This window comes from Providencia sp. PROV236 (assembly GCF_033676985.1).
Lineage (GTDB): Bacteria > Pseudomonadota > Gammaproteobacteria > Enterobacterales > Enterobacteriaceae > Providencia > Providencia manganoxydans.
This window is the reverse complement of sequence record NZ_CP096297.1, coordinates 2,204,617-2,222,118: the sequence shown is the minus strand read 5'-3', so window position 1 is coordinate 2,222,118 and position 17,502 is coordinate 2,204,617. Positions and strand designations below refer to the sequence as shown.

The following is a 17,502-nucleotide window of genomic DNA, read 5'->3' as shown; positions in this document are numbered from 1 at the left end:
GGCGAACTTAGCTATCTTCATTTGAATTTGTTTAACCAACAATATTTTTGATTAGCAGATCCGTCAATTTTTTAGCCGCTGCGGGTAATGCTCTACGTGTATTGTAGACTAACCATACTTCTGAAGCTGCCTCGATGTTAGAAAATTTGATATATCTAACGCCATCAATTTTCATACGAGTAAAGGATTCTGTAATAATTGAGATCCCCATTCCAGCTGAAATTAACCCCAAAATAGTCATCGCTTCCCCCGCTTCTTGGGAAATTTTGGGCGTGATCCCTGCTGATGTTAGTAAATGATGGATTTCGTCATACAAAGCAGTACCAACCTCTCTTTCGAAAAATACTAGGGGATAATCGGCTAATAGATGAATGTCGATGCCTGTTTTTTCATATTTTAACAATGGATGTCCTTCATAAACAGCCACCATAAAAGGTTCTTTAAAGAGCAATTGATAATCTAAATGTTCAGGCAAAGCTGTATTTCGCATAATACCGATATCAATCCGCCCAGTAAGTAACGGAGCCAACTGTTGTTTAGTATTCATCTGGTGCATATGAATCGCCACTTCCGGAAATGATTCACGATACTGGCGTAAGCTTGTTGTGACTTTATTCATAAAAGGCGTAGTTGAAGTAAAGCCTATCGATAGCTCCCCTAGCTCTCCCTTTTCCATCCTTGCGGCCTTAGTTGCCGCTGCATCAACTTGAGACAAAATTTGATAAGCCTCTTTAAGAAACATACTGCCTGCTGGCGTCAACGAAACGTTTCTATTATTCCGCTCTAGTAGTTTTGCGTTGATCTGCTCCTCAAGAGCTTGAATTTGCTGGCTTAACGGTGGTTGAGAAATATGCAACCGTTCAGCGGCTCGTCCAAAATGGAGTTCCTCAGCGACAGCAATAAAGTATCGTAAGTGTCTTAATTCAATGGCCATTTTCATTTGATATTTTTAAAGTATTATTTTTAATAATTAATATATTAGACAAAAAACTCTGAAGTTTCTATCTTTGATCAAAATCAATTGGATTGTTATGACAAGGAACATTATGGAACACTCAACAACAAATAGTCTGCCGACTGAAAATACTGCTAATGGAAAGCAAGATAATCCCACGCCTAAAAAACACTACATTCAACGTGATGACTCGCTGTACTTACGCGTAACGCTGTCATTTTTCACTGTTGGGTTAGCAACATTTGCGTTGCTTTACTTTGTACAACCAATTTTACCAATGCTGTCGGAAGATTTTAATGTGTCGCCAGCCACAGCGAGCCTCGCCCTCTCATTAAGCACAGGACTAATGGCATTAGGGTTATTGATCACAGGGCCAATATCGGATGCGATTGGTCGTAAAAATGTCATGGTAGTTGCATTAACCAGTGCGGCGTTATTTACTTTATTGAGTGCCTTCATGCAAAGTTGGCAAGGCATATTAATTGCGCGAGCTATGGTTGGCCTATCTTTAAGCGGCGTTGCCGCTGTGGCGATGACTTATTTAAGTGAAGAGATTCACCCTAGCTATGTTGCGCTATCTATGGGCTTATACATTAGTGGTAATTCAATTGGTGGCATGAGTGGTCGTTTGGTGACCGGTGTGATTGCTGATTTCTATTCTTGGCGTGTTGCCGTCATTTTATTAGGTAGCTTAGCGCTAATTGCAGCAATAGGTTTTTGGCGTTTACTACCACCGTCACAACATTTTCGCGCTAGCTCATTAAAACCTAAAAATTTATGGATCAACTTACGCCTTCATTTTAGGGATAAAGGGCTACCTTGGCTATTTATTGAAGGTTTTGTTTTAATGGGTGGTTTTGTCACTATGTATAACTATATCGGTTATCGTTTATTGGAAGCCCCCTATCATTTTAGCCAAGCGACAGTAGGTTTATTATCTATTATATATTTAACAGGAACTTACAGTGCATCTAAATCAGGTAGCCTCACACACAAATTTGGTTTAGCAAAAGTACTACTGTCCGCACTGGCACTGATGCTTATTGGTATTTTGTTAACATTATTCTCAGAGTTTTGGATTATTTTATTAGGTATGACAATATTGACCACAGGCTTCTTTGCTGCTCATTCAGTTGCAAGTAGTTGGGTTGGCCATAGAGCGAAACGAGCAAGAGGTCAAGCTTCATCTCTTTATTTATTCAGTTATTACGCGGGTTCGAGTATTGCAGGCACAGTAGGCGGAGTATTTTGGTTGAAATTTGGATGGTCAGGTGTTGCCTTATTTATTGCTGCCTTATTGCTTATTGGTATGTTGATTGGTTATAAATTGAAAGTTAGTTGTTAAGAAAATAATTAATTTTTAATGCATTTGATTTGTTAATACCTATCAAACGATGAAATTTATTTATAGCGTTTAATTAAGAGAACATGTTGTCTTCAATCTTAACGAGGACAACATATGAAAAACTTTTTTCTACTCTCTGTTTTACTTTGCTTTTCTACCACTGTTTTTGCCCATGGCTATATTGAGAACCCAGAAAGCCGCGCCTATTTATGCAAACTGCAAAAAAATACGAGTTGTGGCGCTGTAGAATATGAACCTCAATCTCTAGAAGGTCCTAAAGGTTTCCCACAAAATGGACCTAAAGATGGTAAAATTGCCAGTGCGGGTATTCAGGGATTTAATGCATTGAATGCACAAACTCCTTCACGATGGATAAAAAACACGATTACTCACCCTCAATTAACATTTAAGTGGCATCTAACGGCTAGGCATGCAACTAAAAAATGGGAATATTTTATCACTAAGCCTAACTGGAATCCCTCCCAGTTATTGGCTCGTGAGCAACTTGTTTTAACCCCATTCTGTGAATATAACGAACCAGCTCATCCACAAACGATAGTAACTCATAATTGTAAGTTACCGGCAGAAAATAAAGGCTATCATGTGATATTAGCCGTTTGGAGTATTGCTGATACGGCAAATGCGTTCTATCAAGTTATTGATGTTGATATTAAATAATCATTCAGGGGAAAAGAACTCCCCTAATTGCTGGTTAAATTATTATTATGCACGGTGTCTAATATTTGTTATTCTTTTTTCAAGAACTAATGAATGTTGTAACTAAATGGACATCTGTGATATGAACAAAGCTAAATATGATCTTCTTGATAACTTCAAACAGTTGGAAAGTAGAATATCTGAATTCAGTCAACAGCTGTCACAATTAACTGACTTTACCGCTGTTGTATTTCGTTTACCCGACATAATGAAAGGCGATGAAAACAAAGAAATTAGTGAAATTTATGTTGAGAAATTTACCGGTGTATCCGCCATTAAACAGGCTATAGACCATTTTAACCTATTATTTCTTCAAGATAAATCAGAATCAACGAGCAATAAATCTGCTATTCGCTTACCTGGTGCAATATGTGTCAGTACCCCCTATTCTACTTTTCGTTTACTTCAGTCTCAATTAGATGAAATTAATCAGTTAAAAAAACAAATTAAACATATCGTTACGAAAAAATCAGGAATTGATGAATCACAACGCTTTGAATTTGTTCATGATAGTTTACATGGCCTATTGACTCTCAATACCTATCGAACACTAACCTATCTTGTTGATGTTGATACTGTTAGATTTGGCTGGGCCAATAAAAAGGTTATCAATAAAGTCACTAAAGAACAGATTCTAAATAAGTTACAGGATTCATTAGAGAGTAAACGTTCACCATTAGGAATGACCCGTGAACATTGGCAAAGCCAAATAGAACAAGAAATACTTCTGATCAAAAGTTTAAGCGATAACGCAGTTTTAAAAACACAACGTCCAGTGAAAGTACAACCTATTGCTCGAGTTTGGGACAGCGCACAGCAAAAACAAACGCAATTAGCCTGTGCGAACCCATTGATTGTATTTGCGGTTGATAAATCTTATGAAGAGATAGTGCTAGGCGATCTACCTGATTATCGAGCGACGAATATTGCTTTACGCAATCGGCCTCGTTCAAAGCCTGTTGAGTTGCTGCTCCCGCGTCTCAACTTATATGTCGAAATATGATGTGATAGAGTAACTGATACAATTAATTATATAAAGCACTTGCTACTCTACAAGCAAGTGCTTTTCATTACCAATCAATTAATGATTAGCTTTTCATGCTACCAACCATATCTTCAGGGCGAACCCACTCATCGAACTGCTCAGCAGTCAGATAATTCAGTTTCAATGCCGCTTGTTTCAGCGTTATCCCTTCTTTATGGGCTTTCTTAGCAATTTCAGCTGCTTTATCATAACCAATGTGCGTATTAAGCGCAGTGACTAACATTAGCGATTCATGCAGTAATTTTTCAATACGTTCACGGTTTGGCTCGATGCCAATTGCACAGTGCTCATTGAAACTACGCATACCATCAGCTAATAAACGGATAGATTGCAGGAAGTTATCAATCAACATTGGACGGAAAACGTTCAATTCAAAGTTACCAGAAGCACCACCGATGTTCACTGCAACATCGTTACCCATTACTTGAGCGCACAGCATAGTCAGTGCTTCACATTGAGTTGGGTTTACTTTACCAGGCATGATAGAGCTTCCTGGTTCATTTTCTGGAATAGAAATTTCACCGATACCACAACGCGGACCCGATGCTAACCAACGAACATCATTAGCGATCTTCATTAATGATGCGGCCAAACCTTTTAGAGCACCATGAGCATGTACTAATGCATCACAGGTTGCCAGTGCTTCAAATTTATTTGGTGAAGTAACAAATGGTTGCCCTGTTAGCTCAGCAATTTTTTTCGCAACACGCACCGCGTACTCTGGATGAGTATTCAAACCTGTACCAACAGCAGTACCACCTAACGCCAGTTCACAAACATGTGGAACTGAATTTTCAATGTGTTTCTCACTGTGAGCTAGCATTGCTGCCCAGCCAGAAATTTCTTGGCCTAAAGTCAGTGGAGTTGCATCTTGCAAGTGGGTACGACCAATTTTGACGATGTCTTTGAACTCTTTTGCTTTAGCATCTAACACTTTGTGTAACGCTTTCAGTTCAGGTAACAAGTGTTCGCGAATGGCAACAACTGCCGCAACATGCATTGCCGTTGGGAACACATCATTTGAACTTTGGCTCTTGTTCACATCATCATTTGGGTGAATAAGACGGTCGTTCCCTCTTTGCCCACCTAAGATCTCGCTACCACGGTTCGCTAGCACTTCGTTCATGTTCATGTTACTTTGCGTACCAGAACCTGTTTGCCAAATAGCGAGAGGGAATTCAGTAGGATGTTTACCCGCTAATACTTCATCCGCAGCTGCAACAATTGCATCACCACGATCTTTAGGGAGTAATCCTAAATCCATGTTCACACTCGCCGCCGCTTTTTTAGTGACCGCTAAAGCATGGATCAATGCGACAGGCATCTTTTCTACAGATATACGGAAATGTTCTAAAGAACGCTGAGTTTGCGCGCCCCACAACTGGTCAGCAGGTACTTCGATTGGTCCCATTGAGTCTTTTTCAATGCGAGTGGCTGCCATTACTATCTCCTTAAGTACATACACAGAATAATCGGTTTTGGAATCATTGGCTTGCAGGTAAGCCGATGACAACGAACCTATAATGCCACATATTTAATTTCAATAATGCGACTTAACCGTGTTTATTGTATTGTAGTACATAAGGAAATACGTTGATTTTTAGAAAAAGAGAGTTTACCCATGCTAAAAATGATTAATAAAGTTCAAAATTATGACTGGGGAAGTAAAACTGCTCTCACGCAGTTGTACTCAGTCCCTAATCCAGAACATTTGCCAATGGCTGAATTATGGATGGGGGCTCATCCCAAAGCGAGTTCTTACGTTATTGACAATAAAACAGGGCATAAACTCTCATTAATCGATTACATCGCACAAAACCCATCTCAAATTTTAGGCGATAAAATAGCAGAGACATTTAAATCTCGTTTACCTTTTTTATTTAAAGTGCTTTGCGCTGCAAGACCACTGTCAGTTCAAGTTCATCCAAATAAAGTATACGCTGAGGTTGGCTTTGCAAAAGAAAATGCGGCGGGTATTCCATTAGACTCCCCCATCCGTAACTATAAAGATGATAACCATAAGCCCGAGTTAATTTATGCACTAACTCCGTTTAAGGCAATGAATGCATTTCGCCCATTAGAGGAAATTGCTGAATTACTTGATTTTGTCTCTGCCGCACATCCAGAAATTCAGTTTTTTGTTCAATCACCTAACGATGAGAAACTCGCTAAATTATTTGCACAAATTCTCAGCCTGACTGGAGAGCAAAAAGAACTCGCTTTAGGGGTGTTAAAAGCAGCATTAAATAGCCGCCAAGGAGAACCGTGGAATACGATAAAACAAATGGTCAGTCTGTATCCAGAAGATACAGGGCTATTTGTTCCTCTTTTGCTTAATGTCATCGAGTTGCAGCCGGGCGAAGCTATGTTCTTGTATGCAAGAACGCCTCATGCCTATATTGAAGGTGTTGGTTTAGAAATCATGGCTAACTCAGATAATGTATTGCGTGCTGGGCTAACAAATAAGCATATTGATGTTCCTGAATTGATTGCTAATGTCGATTTTATTTCGAAAACTAAAGAAAGCTTACTTAGTGAACCAGAAAAATCAGGAAATATCTGTAAATATCATATACCAGTAGAAGATTTTGCATTTAGTATATATTCTATTAACGACACGGGAATAGGCATAACTAATGAAACCGCTTCTATTCTATTTTGCATAGATGGCGAATTAGTTTTGAAATCAGGCGATGATGAATTAAAGATCTGTTCAGGAGAATCTATTTTTCTTTCTGCCTTTGAAAAAGAAGTTTATGTCACAGGTGTGGGTAAACTCGCTCGCGTGTATAACCTTTAATGTGTTTTTTTGTGTTTTATTCGTCTTGATTGCACGCAATAGACGGTTGGATGAAACTTGTAAATTTTTATAGTGCGTTAATAAAACGTGCTAAAAGGATGGATGTTTATAATGAAAAAGTCATTAGTTGCAGTTGGTGTGATTGTTGCTGTTGGTGCGGCTTGGACCGGTGCATCTTGGTATACAGGCTCTAAAGTTGAAAATGAACTAAATAAAATCATCAGCAACACTAACGAGTTCTTTGCTGCAAATGCCCCTGAAGCGGGTGTTGTGTTTAAAGTTGAAAACTTTAAACGTGGCGTCTTTTCTTCACAAGCGAACATCGTTATTTCAGCAGCAGAATCTAACGGTGCTGATGAAACTATAGTCTTCAATACCGATATTGAACATGGCCCTTTCCCTCTATCTCAAGTTGCTAAGTTTAATTTAATTCCTAAACTAGGTGCCGCGAATATTGAGCTCGCAAATAATGCTGCGACTAAAGAGTTATTCGAAATCACTAAAGGTAAACCTTTCATTTCTGGTACTGCTGTTGTTGGTTATAGCAAAAGTATTGATTCTAATTTAGAGTTGCTTCCAATTGAATATTCTAAAGATGATGCAAGTATCTCTTTCAGTGGTTCAAAACTGGTATTCAATTCCTCTGCTGATTTCGCTGATGTTGATGGCTCAATTATCACTGATAACTTAGTTATTCAAAAAGCTGACAAATCTGAGAGCATGACGTTAAAAGGGTTAAAAATAACCACGAACGTAACCAAATCTCAATACGGCTTCTACACGGGTAAACAAGATCTCGTTATTGCTGATACTGATTTCAACATCCCAGAAACGAAGTTCTCTTTCAAAAATCTGGTTATAGGTTCTGATACTGTTCTTGAAAAAGAAAGTGTTAAAGGTAGCATCTCCTATAGCATTGACGATTTGAAAGCATTAGAGCAAAACTTAGGTTCAGGTAAAGTTGCACTTTCAATCGATAAACTGGATGCGAAAGCGCTGGGTAAATTTGTTGAGCAGTACAACAAAGCATTAGCCGAAGGTTTGGCTACAGGTGATCCTTCGGCAGCGGCTGAGCAAGTTGCAATGGATATGATGACCAAAACATTGCCTGAGTTACTGCAAAGTAAACCAACCTTCTCTATCAGCCCGGCTTACTGGAAAAACGACGCAGGTCAAAGTTCAATCGATTTGAGTATGACCTTCAACAAATGGGATCAAGATGAACTGACTTCATTGGCTATGGCTAATAAAGTGGATGAAGCCGTTAAGAGCCTACTGACTTCTTTTGATTTTAACTTTACGTTGAATAAACCAATGGCGATTGAGTTAATAGCTCAAGCCGCAATTTTAGATCAAGGTAAAGCTGTTGATGCAGCGACTAAGAAGCAATTTGTGGAGCAAGCAACCGCTGAGTTTGACCAAGCGCAAGTTATGCTGACTTCAGACATGTTCTCTTCACCATTCGAAGAAATGTTCATGACCGATGAACAACGTGCAGAAAAAGCAAAACAGAAAAAATCACCTTGGATGGTTGAAAAAGGTAATGACCTGACAATGACTATCAAGTTTGCAGGTAACGATATCACCTTCAATGCTGATAAATACACTCTTGCTGATTTCTTAACTAAAATGAAAGTTATGTCTAGCCCTGAAGATAACATGGGTTATGAAGAAGACTTAACTGAACCAGAAATGGGTACTGAAGAAGCCCCTGCGGAAGGTGCGGATATTGCTGTACCAGCAGCTAACTAATTACGATTAATTAGTTAGGATCACAAACAAACGCCAGCTTTATTTTTAAGCTGGCGTTTTATATTTATACCCCAAATAATTCGAGGTGCAGCCAATAGCAGATAAATTAGTCACCAAATGTGCTGACTAAAAGCACTGCAACGTGAAGGATGACGGGTATATACTAAAGATACGATATAACGACATAGGAACGGAATTCAGTGATCAACAAACAACTACCACTCACAGACATTCATCGTCATCTCGATGGTAATATCCGCCCTGAAACAATTCTTTCTCTCGCACAACAACATAATATTATTTTACCTGCTAATGAAATTGAAAGCCTACGCCCTCATGTGCAGGTTATTACTCAAGAAGCTGATTTAGTAGGTTTTTTACAAAAATTAGATTGGGGAGTCGCCGTTTTAGCTGATTTAGATGCTTGCAAACGAGTCGCTCAAGAAAATGTTGAAGACGCTTATAATGCTGGCATCGATTATGCTGAATTACGCTTCTCTCCGTACTATATGGCCATGAAACATCAGCTTCCTGTTGAAGGTGTCGTTGAGGCTGTAATCGATGGCATTGCCGCTGGTTGTCTAGAATACGATATAAAAGTAAATCTAATTGGTATTCTAAGCCGTACTTTTGGCCAAGAGGCTTGCGCAAAAGAGTTAACTGGATTATTAGCCCATCGTAATAAACTGTGTGCTCTTGATCTTGCAGGCGATGAACTTGGCTTCCCTGGCGCCCTATTTCATAATCATTTTAAACAAGCGAGAAATGCTGGCTTACAAATTACTGTACATGCAGGTGAAGCAGCCGGTGCTGAAAGTATTTGGCATGCAATAAAAGAGCTTGGTGCTCAACGGATCGGCCACGGTGTAAAAGCTAGCGAAGATCCGAAACTTATTGAGTATTTAGCAACACATAAGATAGGTATCGAAAGTTGTTTAACCTCTAATATTCAAACCAATACCGTTGCTTCTTTGGCTAACCATCCACTGAAAATGTTTTTACAGCACGGAATCATTGCCTCAATAAATACGGATGACCCTGCGGTAGAAGGCATTGAATTAGCTTATGAATATGAAGTTGCTGCACCTAAAGCAGGATTAACCCCTGCTGAAATTGAACAAGCTCAAATTAATGGTTTAACCATGTCATTCCTCAGTGATCATGAAAAACAGCAACTACGGCAAAAAGCTGCCCTACGGCAATAAGTCACCATCTAACGACCATGGGTAGAAAGTCACTTTCTGCCCTGTTTAACCTGTAAATGGCGCCATTGTTTATGTGATTTTTATTTTTTACACCATAAGTATGTTGTAACTAAAAGCTATAAGACCGAACAAGTTTAATTATTCGGCTGATAAATATTATTTAGTTAGACGATTGGCGTAGCGCTGTGCAAGAACAGCACTAACCATTAACTGAATTTGATGAAATATCATGAGTGGTAGAAGGATCACGCCAACTACCGAGGCTGGAAATAGTACATTAGCCATAGGTACCCCATTGGCGAGGCTTTTTTTAGACCCACAAAAAACAATGGTGATTTCATCTTCTTTACTGAATTTAAATAGTCGAGCTGCAATTATATTTAGCATCATAACAATAAATAAAATAATACAACTCACGACAGCAATCATAAATAATGAGAAAGCATCAATCCGTTGCCAAATTCCCTCTACTACCGCTTCACTGAACGCAACATAAACAACAAGTAGTATCGATGACCGATCTGTAATATTGATCAGCTTACGATTGCGACTCATCCAATTAGCAAGTAATGGTCGAGCTAAGTGTCCTACAACAAATGGTAACATCAATTGCAGTAAGATTGACCCTATCGCATTGAGCGTGTCCATCGCTTGACTGCCATCTTCATCCATTAAAAAACCAACAAGTATCGGAGATAAAAAGACCCCAAGTATGCTTGACGCTGATGCACTACAGATTGCGGCAGCAACATTACCTCCGGCAACAGAAGTAAATGCAATTGCTGATTGTACTGTTGCGGGCAATGCACATAAATAAAGGAAGCCCATATATACCGTTGGAGACATCCATGAAGGCACCATAAAGTGCAACCCTAGCCCAATAATTGGAAATAAAATAAATGTGCTAGAAAACACCATTAAATGTAGTCGCCAATGCCCTATCCCAGCAACAATTGATTCTCTAGATAGTTTTGCGCCATGCATAAAAAAGAGCAATGCAATCGCTGCTGTGGTTAAATATTGAAAAGCCACCTTTATATTCCCCTCACAAGGAAATAGGCTGGCAATCACGACAACACAAATCATGATCAATAAGAACGGATCAATTTTTAGTTTAGCTAACAAATTCATCATATTACCCAAAAAAGAACCAGCAAATGCTGATGCATCAAATAAATATTAGAAATCAATATTGATAGTACGTTTTTCCTTGTCAGAACGTATGCCTGCTTCAATAAGTTTCATAATATTGATAGCTTCTTGAGGAAGAACAGGCGTGGCTGCGCCATTGCGTATCGCCTCATAAATTGCAAGGTAATATCCACCATAGTTACCTTTCTCATTGGTCCATTCTTGGGTAACGAGCTCATCATTTTGTGACAACGTCACGTAACCGTTGCGTTTATCTATTCCCCAATTATCATCGGTAGGTAATCGCCCTTTTTTCAATTCATCTTCTTGTGAATCAAGGCCATATTTAACATAGCTACCTTTCATGCCATGAATAACATACAACGGTGATTCTGCTGCTGCGACTGTCGTCGCATGTAAAACCACTTTCTTATCTGAATAGTTAAGTAAAACATGAAAATAATCAGTTGCTTCAGCATTAGGGCGAATAATGCCTAAATCAGCCGTAATACCGAGCGGTTTACCAAAAAACTGCAATGCTTGATCTAATAAATGAGGGCCTAAATCATACCAAATACCGCCACCTGCAACGGCTGATTCACGCCATCTTTGACGCGTTTCGGGACGATAGCGATCAAAGTGTGACTCATAATATTTGATATCACCTAAGCAACCATCAGCAAACAGTTTTTTAAGGGTTAAAAAACCTGCATCCCAACGGCGGTTATGGTAAACAGAGAGTAACTTACCCTCTTTAAGCGCCTGTTGTTGTAACTTTTCAGCTTCTTCGACCGTCACTGTGAATGGCTTATCAACGACGACGTGCTTACCTGCAACCAATGCCTGGCTCGCTAATGCATAATGTGTGTCATTAGGTGTGGGAATTATGACTAGTTCTATTTCTGGATTAGCAAACAATTTTTCAGGGGAAGAGGCAACGGCTACATTAGGCCAATCTAGGGTGACTTTATTAGGATCGCTACTAGAGATGGCGGTCAATTCATATCCGGGTAAAGTGGCAATAAACGGCGCATGAAATGTTTTACTGGCATAGCCATAACCCACAATACCTACTTTTATCGGTGTAGACATAAGTAACCTCATTAATTATTTTTTATTCGTAACCACAAAAAGTATCACCATAACCAATTAATTAGCAAATTAAACTGTGGTAGGATACTCATTAATTGATTTTATGGAATAGATGATATGACTCCTGTTTATGACCATCACCGTATCACTGGTTGGCTACTAGCTCCAGCTGCTTTTATTTTACTCACTTTCTTTGCCGTTTGTGCGATGGTTGTTATGTATTCCATTAAGCTTTATCAAATAATCACCACCATCGATAATTGGACTAGTTATATTCCACTTGATTGGTGCTTATCTTTTTTGATTACCATCGTAATGGCATTATTTACTGCTCATATCATTAAACTCATGTTTAACCGTTCCCGCTTCTTCCCACGCCGCTTTATTATTTGGCTGTTGATCTTATTACTACTCGGGCTAAAAACATTTGCATTTGCCGCTGTCGATGATGCAACAGCCCTTAAAGCATTGGCTTGGCCTCTTATCGGTGCTGGTTTCTTTGTCCCCTATATCAAGAATTCTGCACGTGTAAAAATGACTTTCACACAAGATCGATAAGCATCACAAAAATAGCTTGTTATGATATGGCCTGTTTAACTGACATTCGTCGTTTTTTGTACTTTTAATTTTGTTTTCAGGCTATGAAATGACTGATTATCTTTTGCTATTTATTGGAACAGTACTGGTTAATAACTTCGTACTGGTAAAATTCCTTGGTCTGTGTCCTTTTATGGGCGTATCAAAAAAACTCGAAACAGCCATTGGAATGGGGTTTGCCACGACCTTCGTAATGACGCTCGCCGCGATCTCTTCTTGGTTAATGGACACCTTAATATTGGTTCCCCTTGACCTCCTTTACTTACGCACATTAAGTTTTATCTTAGTCATTGCAGTGGTTGTGCAATTCACTGAAATGGTGGTGAGAAAAACCAGCCCAACCCTGTATCGCCTACTAGGTATTTTCCTACCACTGATCACCACTAACTGCGCAGTACTGGGTGTCGCACTACTCAACATTAACCAGTCGCATGGCTTTTTACAGTCTGCCGTCTATGGCTTTGGTGCGGCCGTTGGTTTTTCATTAGTTATGGTGTTATTTGCAGCCATTCGTGAACGCCTTGCAGTTGCAGATGTACCCGCCCCTTTTCGAGGATCATCTATCGGCTTAATTACAGCTGGATTGATGTCTTTAGCATTTATGGGCTTTAGTGGTTTGGTGAAATTCTAATGATGTCATTATGGATTGCTATCGCTATTTTAGCTGTATTAGGGCTGATTTTTGGTCTGATCCTTGGCTATGCCTCTTTACGTTTTAAGGTTGAAGAGGATCCGATTGTTGAAAAAATTGATGCTATTTTACCTCAAAGCCAATGTGGTCAATGTAGTTACCCTGGCTGTCGTCCGTATGCAGAAGCTGTTGCCAATAATGGTGAAATGATCAACAAATGTGCCCCCGGTGGTGAACAAGTGATGCTTAAACTAGCAGAACTTCTTAACGTCGACCCTCAACCTATTGATGGTGATGAAAGCGCACAAAACCCTGTGCGTAAAGTCGCGATTATTGATGAAGACAATTGCATCGGTTGTACTAAATGTATCCAAGCTTGCCCTGTAGACGCCATTGTAGGTGCAACTCGTGCAATGCATACCGTTATCGAAGATTTATGTACAGGGTGTGATTTATGTGTAGCCCCCTGCCCAACAGACTGTATTGAACTTGTCCCCGTGAAAACCACCACAGCAAATTGGAAATGGGATTTAAACAGTATCCCAGTTAAAAATATACCTGTATCACCGAATCAAACAGCAGTAAAAGGTGAAACACATGTTTAATTTATTTAACTGGTTGAAAAAAGATAATATTTGGGACTTTGCAGGTGGCATACATCCACCTGAAATGAAGCTACAGTCTAGCCAAACACCCATGCGCATTGCCACGGTCCCTGATGAGTTAGTCATTCCATTACAACAACATTTGGGCCCAGAAGGTGAACTAATAGTTAATGTTGGCGATCATGTATTAAAAGGCCAACCATTAACGCGAGGTGTTGGGCGGACTGTTCCTGTACATGCTTCAACATCAGGCACGATCACCGCCATCAAACCGATGGTCACAGCTCACCCTTCTGGCTTGAGTGAATTATCCGTTTGTCTCAAATCTGATGGCCTTGACACTTGGTGTGAATTGTATCCAGAGACGGATTATTCACGTTTAACGCCTCAACAGCTACTGCAAAAAATCGAACAAGCAGGCATTGCGGGTTTAGGTGGAGCAGGATTCCCTACCGCTTCAAAACTTGCCGGTGGTAAAGATGCTATCAAAACATTAATTGTTAATGCAGCAGAGTGTGAGCCTTATATCACCGCTGATGACCGATTAATGCAAGAGCATGCTGATGAAGTGATTGAAGGCTGCCGAGTATTACAGCATTTGTTAAACCCAGACCAAATATTAATTGGTATTGAAGATAATAAACCTGAAGCAATCGCAGCGTTAAAAAATGCGATTACTGACCATGACAGACAGATCATTGTTCGTGTCGTGCCCACTAAATACCCTTCTGGCGGTGCTAAACAGCTCACTAAAATCTTAACTGGTAAAGAAGTGCCGTCTGGTGCCCGTTCGTCACAAATTGGCGTACTGATGCAAAACGTGGGAACTGTCGTTGCAATTAAACGAGCAATTATCGATGGACAACCATTAATTGAACGTGTTGTGACCGTGACTGGCGAGTCAATTACTTCTCCCGGTAACTTTTGGGTACGTTTAGGAACTCCTGTTTATCATCTCCTAAAGCAAACAGGCTTTACACCTGCCACTGAACAAATGGTGATCATGGGAGGGCCTTTGATGGGCTTTACCTTACCTGACCTTAACGTTCCTGTTGTGAAAATCTGTAACTGCTTATTAGTTCCTAGTCTTGAAGAAGTGGGTCAAAAACCACTAGAAGAAGCTTGTATTCGTTGTGGCCTGTGTGTTGAGGCATGCCCTGCTGCCTTGTTACCTCAGCAATTATATTGGTTTAGTAAAGGTAAAGAACACGAAAAAGCCCAAAAACATAACTTGTTTGACTGTATTGAATGCGGAGCTTGTGCTTATGTCTGCCCGAGTAATATTCCGCTGGTACAATATTATCGACAAGAAAAAGCTGAAATACGCGAAATTAATCAAGAAGAACGCCGTGCTGCTGAAGCTAAATTGCGTTTTGAAGCAAAACAACAGCGAATGGAACGAGAGAAACTCGCTCGAGAAGAACGCCACAAAAAAGCCGCAGTACAAGTCGAGGCATCTGATAAAGATGCAGTTGCAGCGGCATTAGCTCGCGTAAAAGCTAAACAAGCTAATGCAACAGCTGATATCAATATTGTCAGTGGCGCTGAACCTGATAACAGCGCAGTCATTGCAGCTAGAGCCGCTCGTAAAGAGCTTGCTAGAGCAAAACAAGCAGAAAAACAAGCCGCAACGACCACGGCTAATGATGTAGCAGATGACCCACGTAAAGCGGCCGTCGCCGCTGCGCTTGCTCGAGCCAAAGCTAAAAAAGCACAGCAAGCGGCGGAAAGTGACAGTGTAACTCAAGGAGCAGCTTCACCTGAAGTGGATGACCCACGTAAAGCCGCCGTTGCCGCTGCCATTGCCCGCGCTAAGGCCAAAAAAGCGGCGCAGCAAGCTGAGGCAGCCCCTGCCGCGACTGAGCTTGATGCATCCGTTGGAGTAGCCGAAGCCGAAGTGGATCCACGTAAAGCCGCCGTTGCCGCAGCCATTGCCCGTGCTAAGGCCAAAAAAGCGGCGCAACAAGCTGAGGCAGCCCCTGCCGCGACTGAGCCTGATGCATCCGTTGGAGTAGCTGAAGCCGAAGTGGATCCACGTAAAGCCGCTGTTGCTGCTGCCATTGCCCGAGCCAAGGCCAAAAAAGCGGCGCAGCAAGCTGAGGCAGCCCCTGCTGCTACTGAGCTTGATGCATCCGTTAGAGTAGCCGAAGCCGAAGTAGATCCACGTAAAGCCGCCGTTGCTGCTGCCATTGCCCGAGCCAAGGCCAAAAAAGCGGCGCAGCAAGCTGAGGCAGCCTCTGCCGCTACTGAGCTTGATGCATCCGTTGGAGTAGCCGAAGCCGAAGTGGATCCACGTAAAGCCGCTGTTGCTGCTGCCATTGCGCGAGTTAAGGCAAAAAAACTAGCTCAAGAAAAAGCACAAATGGTTGCTCAAATTAGAGAAGAAGAGTTGCTTTCTCCAGCCGCGGAGCTACCTATTGAAGAAGAAACGGATCCACGCAAAATTGCCGTTGCAGTAGCTATAGCTCGTGTAAAAGCTAAACAAGCTCAAAAGCAAAATGAACAAACAACGACAGAGTAAGTGATTAGACACCATGAAATTTAGGCCTATTGACCCAAATAATCGCCGCTTAAAAATTGCTAGCGCGCCATTTACCCACGATAAACAAAGTACCAGCTCGGTGATGTTTTGGGTTTTACTGGCAGCGATCCCAGGTATAGCAGCACAGCTTTATTTTTTTGGTATTGGTACACTCTATCAGATCATTTTAGCCATGCTGACTGCGTTAATTGCCGAAGGTATATCTATACGTTTGCGTAAGCAACCTGTTGTTAACGTACTAAAAGATAACTCCGCGGTCGTCACCGCATTGCTCTTAGGTGTAAGCTTACCGCCGTTAGCGCCATGGTGGATGATTGTTTTAGGAACAGCGTTTGCCATTATTATTGCCAAACAATGTTACGGTGGATTGGGACAAAATCCATTTAATCCAGCAATGGTTGGCTATGTTGTATTATTGATATCATTTCCCGTACAAATGACCAGCTGGTTACCACCTCATGAATTACAATCACTCAGCATAAACCCATTAGAAAGTTTAGCCATTATCTTGACTGGACATACGCCAACAGGTGTGACCCTTGATGCTCTACGCATGGGGGTTGATGGTATGAGCCAAGCAACACCTTTAGATAGCTTTAAAACAGGGCTGTTAACACACTCCATTTCTGATGTTTTACAACAACCTATTTTGCAAGGCTCATTAGCTGGTATTGGCTGGCAGTGGGTAAACCTTGGCTATTTGCTAGGTGGGTTGATCATGTTGAACCGCCGCATTATCAACTGGCAAATTCCAGTGTCGTTCCTTGTTACATTAGCTTTCTGTGCAACTGTCAGTTGGTTGCTAGATGATAGCCGTTACTCATCACCGATGTTGCAACTGTTATCTGGTGCAACGATGTTAGGCGCCTTCTTTATTGCAACCGATCCTGTTACGGCATCCACAACACCGAAAGGTCGCCTTATTTATGGTGTTATGATTGGTTTATTAGTTTGGTTAATTCGCGTATACGGCGGTTATCCAGATGCGATCGCTTTTGCTGTATTATTAACTAACATCGCAGTCCCACTTATTGACCACTATACGCAACCTCGCGCATACGGGCACGGACATAAGTAAGGAGCCT

15 protein-coding genes are annotated in these 17,502 nt (G+C 40.8%); 11 read left to right on the top strand and 4 right to left on the bottom strand.

Annotated features, from left to right (window positions below; translation table 11 throughout):
* Positions 1-31: 31 nt before the first annotated feature.
* The gene (locus M1E96_RS09875) at positions 32-934 is read right to left on the bottom strand and encodes a LysR family transcriptional regulator (RefSeq protein ID WP_070928062.1); all 903 of its coding nucleotides are present in this window, start codon (positions 932-934) and stop codon (positions 32-34) included.
* A gap of 112 nt (positions 935-1,046) precedes the next feature.
* Here M1E96_RS09875 and M1E96_RS09870 point away from each other — a divergent pair, with 112 nt between their 5' ends.
* The 3 genes from M1E96_RS09870 to tus all read left to right on the top strand — a co-directional run bounded on the left by M1E96_RS09870 (position 1,047) and on the right by tus (position 4,020).
* Positions 1,047-2,300, top strand: a complete 1,254-nt coding sequence (locus M1E96_RS09870; protein ID WP_272579874.1) for an MFS transporter — start codon at positions 1,047-1,049, stop codon at positions 2,298-2,300.
* 114 nt (positions 2,301-2,414) lie between these two features.
* Complete coding sequence (locus M1E96_RS09865; protein ID WP_272579875.1) at positions 2,415-2,978, top strand: lytic polysaccharide monooxygenase; 564 nt, start codon at positions 2,415-2,417, stop codon at positions 2,976-2,978.
* A gap of 121 nt (positions 2,979-3,099) precedes the next feature.
* Entirely contained in the window at positions 3,100-4,020 is a 921-nt protein-coding gene (tus, locus tag M1E96_RS09860) for a DNA replication terminus site-binding protein (RefSeq protein ID WP_272579876.1), read from the top strand.
* 85 nt (positions 4,021-4,105) lie between these two features.
* Here the strand turns inward: tus and fumC are convergent, their stop codons facing one another.
* The gene (fumC, locus tag M1E96_RS09855; protein WP_319066117.1) at positions 4,106-5,503 is read right to left on the bottom strand and encodes a class II fumarate hydratase; all 1,398 of its coding nucleotides are present in this window, start codon (positions 5,501-5,503) and stop codon (positions 4,106-4,108) included.
* Positions 5,504-5,683: 180 nt separating this feature from the next.
* Between fumC and manA the strand changes: the two genes are divergently transcribed.
* From manA to add, 3 genes are all read left to right on the top strand, one after another.
* A complete protein-coding gene (manA, locus tag M1E96_RS09850) occupies positions 5,684-6,862 on the top strand; it encodes a mannose-6-phosphate isomerase (RefSeq protein ID WP_140179578.1) in 1,179 nt (392 codons plus the stop codon).
* A gap of 111 nt (positions 6,863-6,973) precedes the next feature.
* Entirely contained in the window at positions 6,974-8,614 is a 1,641-nt protein-coding gene (locus M1E96_RS09845; protein WP_272579877.1) for a YdgA family protein, read from the top strand.
* A gap of 200 nt (positions 8,615-8,814) precedes the next feature.
* Positions 8,815-9,819: an adenosine deaminase gene (gene add, locus M1E96_RS09840; RefSeq protein WP_272579878.1), complete on the top strand. Its 1,005-nt coding sequence runs from the start codon at positions 8,815-8,817 to the stop codon at positions 9,817-9,819.
* Positions 9,820-9,975: 156 nt separating this feature from the next.
* Here add and M1E96_RS09835 read toward each other — a convergent pair whose 3' ends face one another.
* Both M1E96_RS09835 and M1E96_RS09830 read right to left on the bottom strand, forming a co-directional pair.
* Complete coding sequence (locus tag M1E96_RS09835; protein ID WP_272579895.1) at positions 9,976-10,950, bottom strand: bile acid:sodium symporter family protein; 975 nt, start codon at positions 10,948-10,950, stop codon at positions 9,976-9,978.
* Positions 10,951-10,998: 48 nt separating this feature from the next.
* Positions 10,999-12,042 carry an oxidoreductase gene (locus M1E96_RS09830; protein WP_319066119.1) on the bottom strand — a complete coding sequence of 348 codons (1,044 nt, stop codon included), beginning with the start codon at positions 12,040-12,042 and terminating at the stop codon, positions 10,999-11,001.
* 117 nt (positions 12,043-12,159) lie between these two features.
* Here M1E96_RS09830 and M1E96_RS09825 point away from each other — a divergent pair, with 117 nt between their 5' ends.
* From M1E96_RS09825 to rsxD, 5 genes are all read left to right on the top strand, one after another.
* On the top strand, positions 12,160-12,600 hold the full coding sequence (locus M1E96_RS09825; RefSeq protein WP_070928079.1) for a DUF2569 domain-containing protein: 441 nt from the start codon (positions 12,160-12,162) through the stop codon (positions 12,598-12,600).
* Between the two features lie 88 nt (positions 12,601-12,688).
* A complete protein-coding gene (gene rsxA, locus M1E96_RS09820) occupies positions 12,689-13,270 on the top strand; it encodes an electron transport complex subunit RsxA (protein ID WP_070928081.1) in 582 nt (193 codons plus the stop codon).
* Positions 13,270-13,875, top strand: a complete 606-nt coding sequence (rsxB, locus tag M1E96_RS09815) for an electron transport complex subunit RsxB (protein ID WP_140179576.1) — start codon at positions 13,270-13,272, stop codon at positions 13,873-13,875. The genes rsxA and rsxB overlap by 1 nt, the downstream gene beginning before the upstream one ends.
* Complete coding sequence (gene rsxC / locus M1E96_RS09810) at positions 13,868-16,396, top strand: electron transport complex subunit RsxC (protein ID WP_369427511.1); 2,529 nt, start codon at positions 13,868-13,870, stop codon at positions 16,394-16,396. Before rsxB ends, rsxC begins: the two co-directional genes overlap by 8 nt.
* Before the next feature lie 13 nt (positions 16,397-16,409).
* Positions 16,410-17,495 carry an electron transport complex subunit RsxD gene (rsxD, locus tag M1E96_RS09805; RefSeq protein ID WP_272581382.1) on the top strand — a complete coding sequence of 362 codons (1,086 nt, stop codon included), beginning with the start codon at positions 16,410-16,412 and terminating at the stop codon, positions 17,493-17,495.
* The last annotated feature ends 7 nt before the right edge of the window (positions 17,496-17,502 follow it).

Bases quoted from the DNA above. Each gene is read 5' to 3' on its own strand.
- M1E96_RS09875 (WP_070928062.1), bottom strand. From the start codon at position 934: ATGGCCATTGAATTAAGACACTTACGATACTTTATTGCTGTCGCTGAG.
- M1E96_RS09870 (WP_272579874.1), top strand. From the start codon at position 1,047: ATGGAACACTCAACAACAAATAGTCTGCCGACTGAAAATACTGCTAAT.
- M1E96_RS09865 (WP_272579875.1), top strand. From the start codon at position 2,415: ATGAAAAACTTTTTTCTACTCTCTGTTTTACTTTGCTTTTCTACCACT.
- tus (WP_272579876.1), top strand. From the start codon at position 3,100: ATGAACAAAGCTAAATATGATCTTCTTGATAACTTCAAACAGTTGGAA.
- fumC (WP_319066117.1), bottom strand. From the start codon at position 5,503: ATGGCAGCCACTCGCATTGAAAAAGACTCAATGGGACCAATCGAAGTA.
- manA (WP_140179578.1), top strand. From the start codon at position 5,684: ATGCTAAAAATGATTAATAAAGTTCAAAATTATGACTGGGGAAGTAAA.
- M1E96_RS09845 (WP_272579877.1), top strand. From the start codon at position 6,974: ATGAAAAAGTCATTAGTTGCAGTTGGTGTGATTGTTGCTGTTGGTGCG.
- M1E96_RS09835 (WP_272579895.1), bottom strand. From the start codon at position 10,950: ATGAATTTGTTAGCTAAACTAAAAATTGATCCGTTCTTATTGATCATG.
- M1E96_RS09830 (WP_319066119.1), bottom strand. From the start codon at position 12,042: ATGTCTACACCGATAAAAGTAGGTATTGTGGGTTATGGCTATGCCAGT.
- M1E96_RS09825 (WP_070928079.1), top strand. From the start codon at position 12,160: ATGACTCCTGTTTATGACCATCACCGTATCACTGGTTGGCTACTAGCT.
- rsxA (WP_070928081.1), top strand. From the start codon at position 12,689: ATGACTGATTATCTTTTGCTATTTATTGGAACAGTACTGGTTAATAAC.
- rsxB (WP_140179576.1), top strand. From the start codon at position 13,270: ATGATGTCATTATGGATTGCTATCGCTATTTTAGCTGTATTAGGGCTG.
- rsxC (WP_369427511.1), top strand. From the start codon at position 13,868: ATGTTTAATTTATTTAACTGGTTGAAAAAAGATAATATTTGGGACTTT.
- rsxD (WP_272581382.1), top strand. From the start codon at position 16,410: ATGAAATTTAGGCCTATTGACCCAAATAATCGCCGCTTAAAAATTGCT.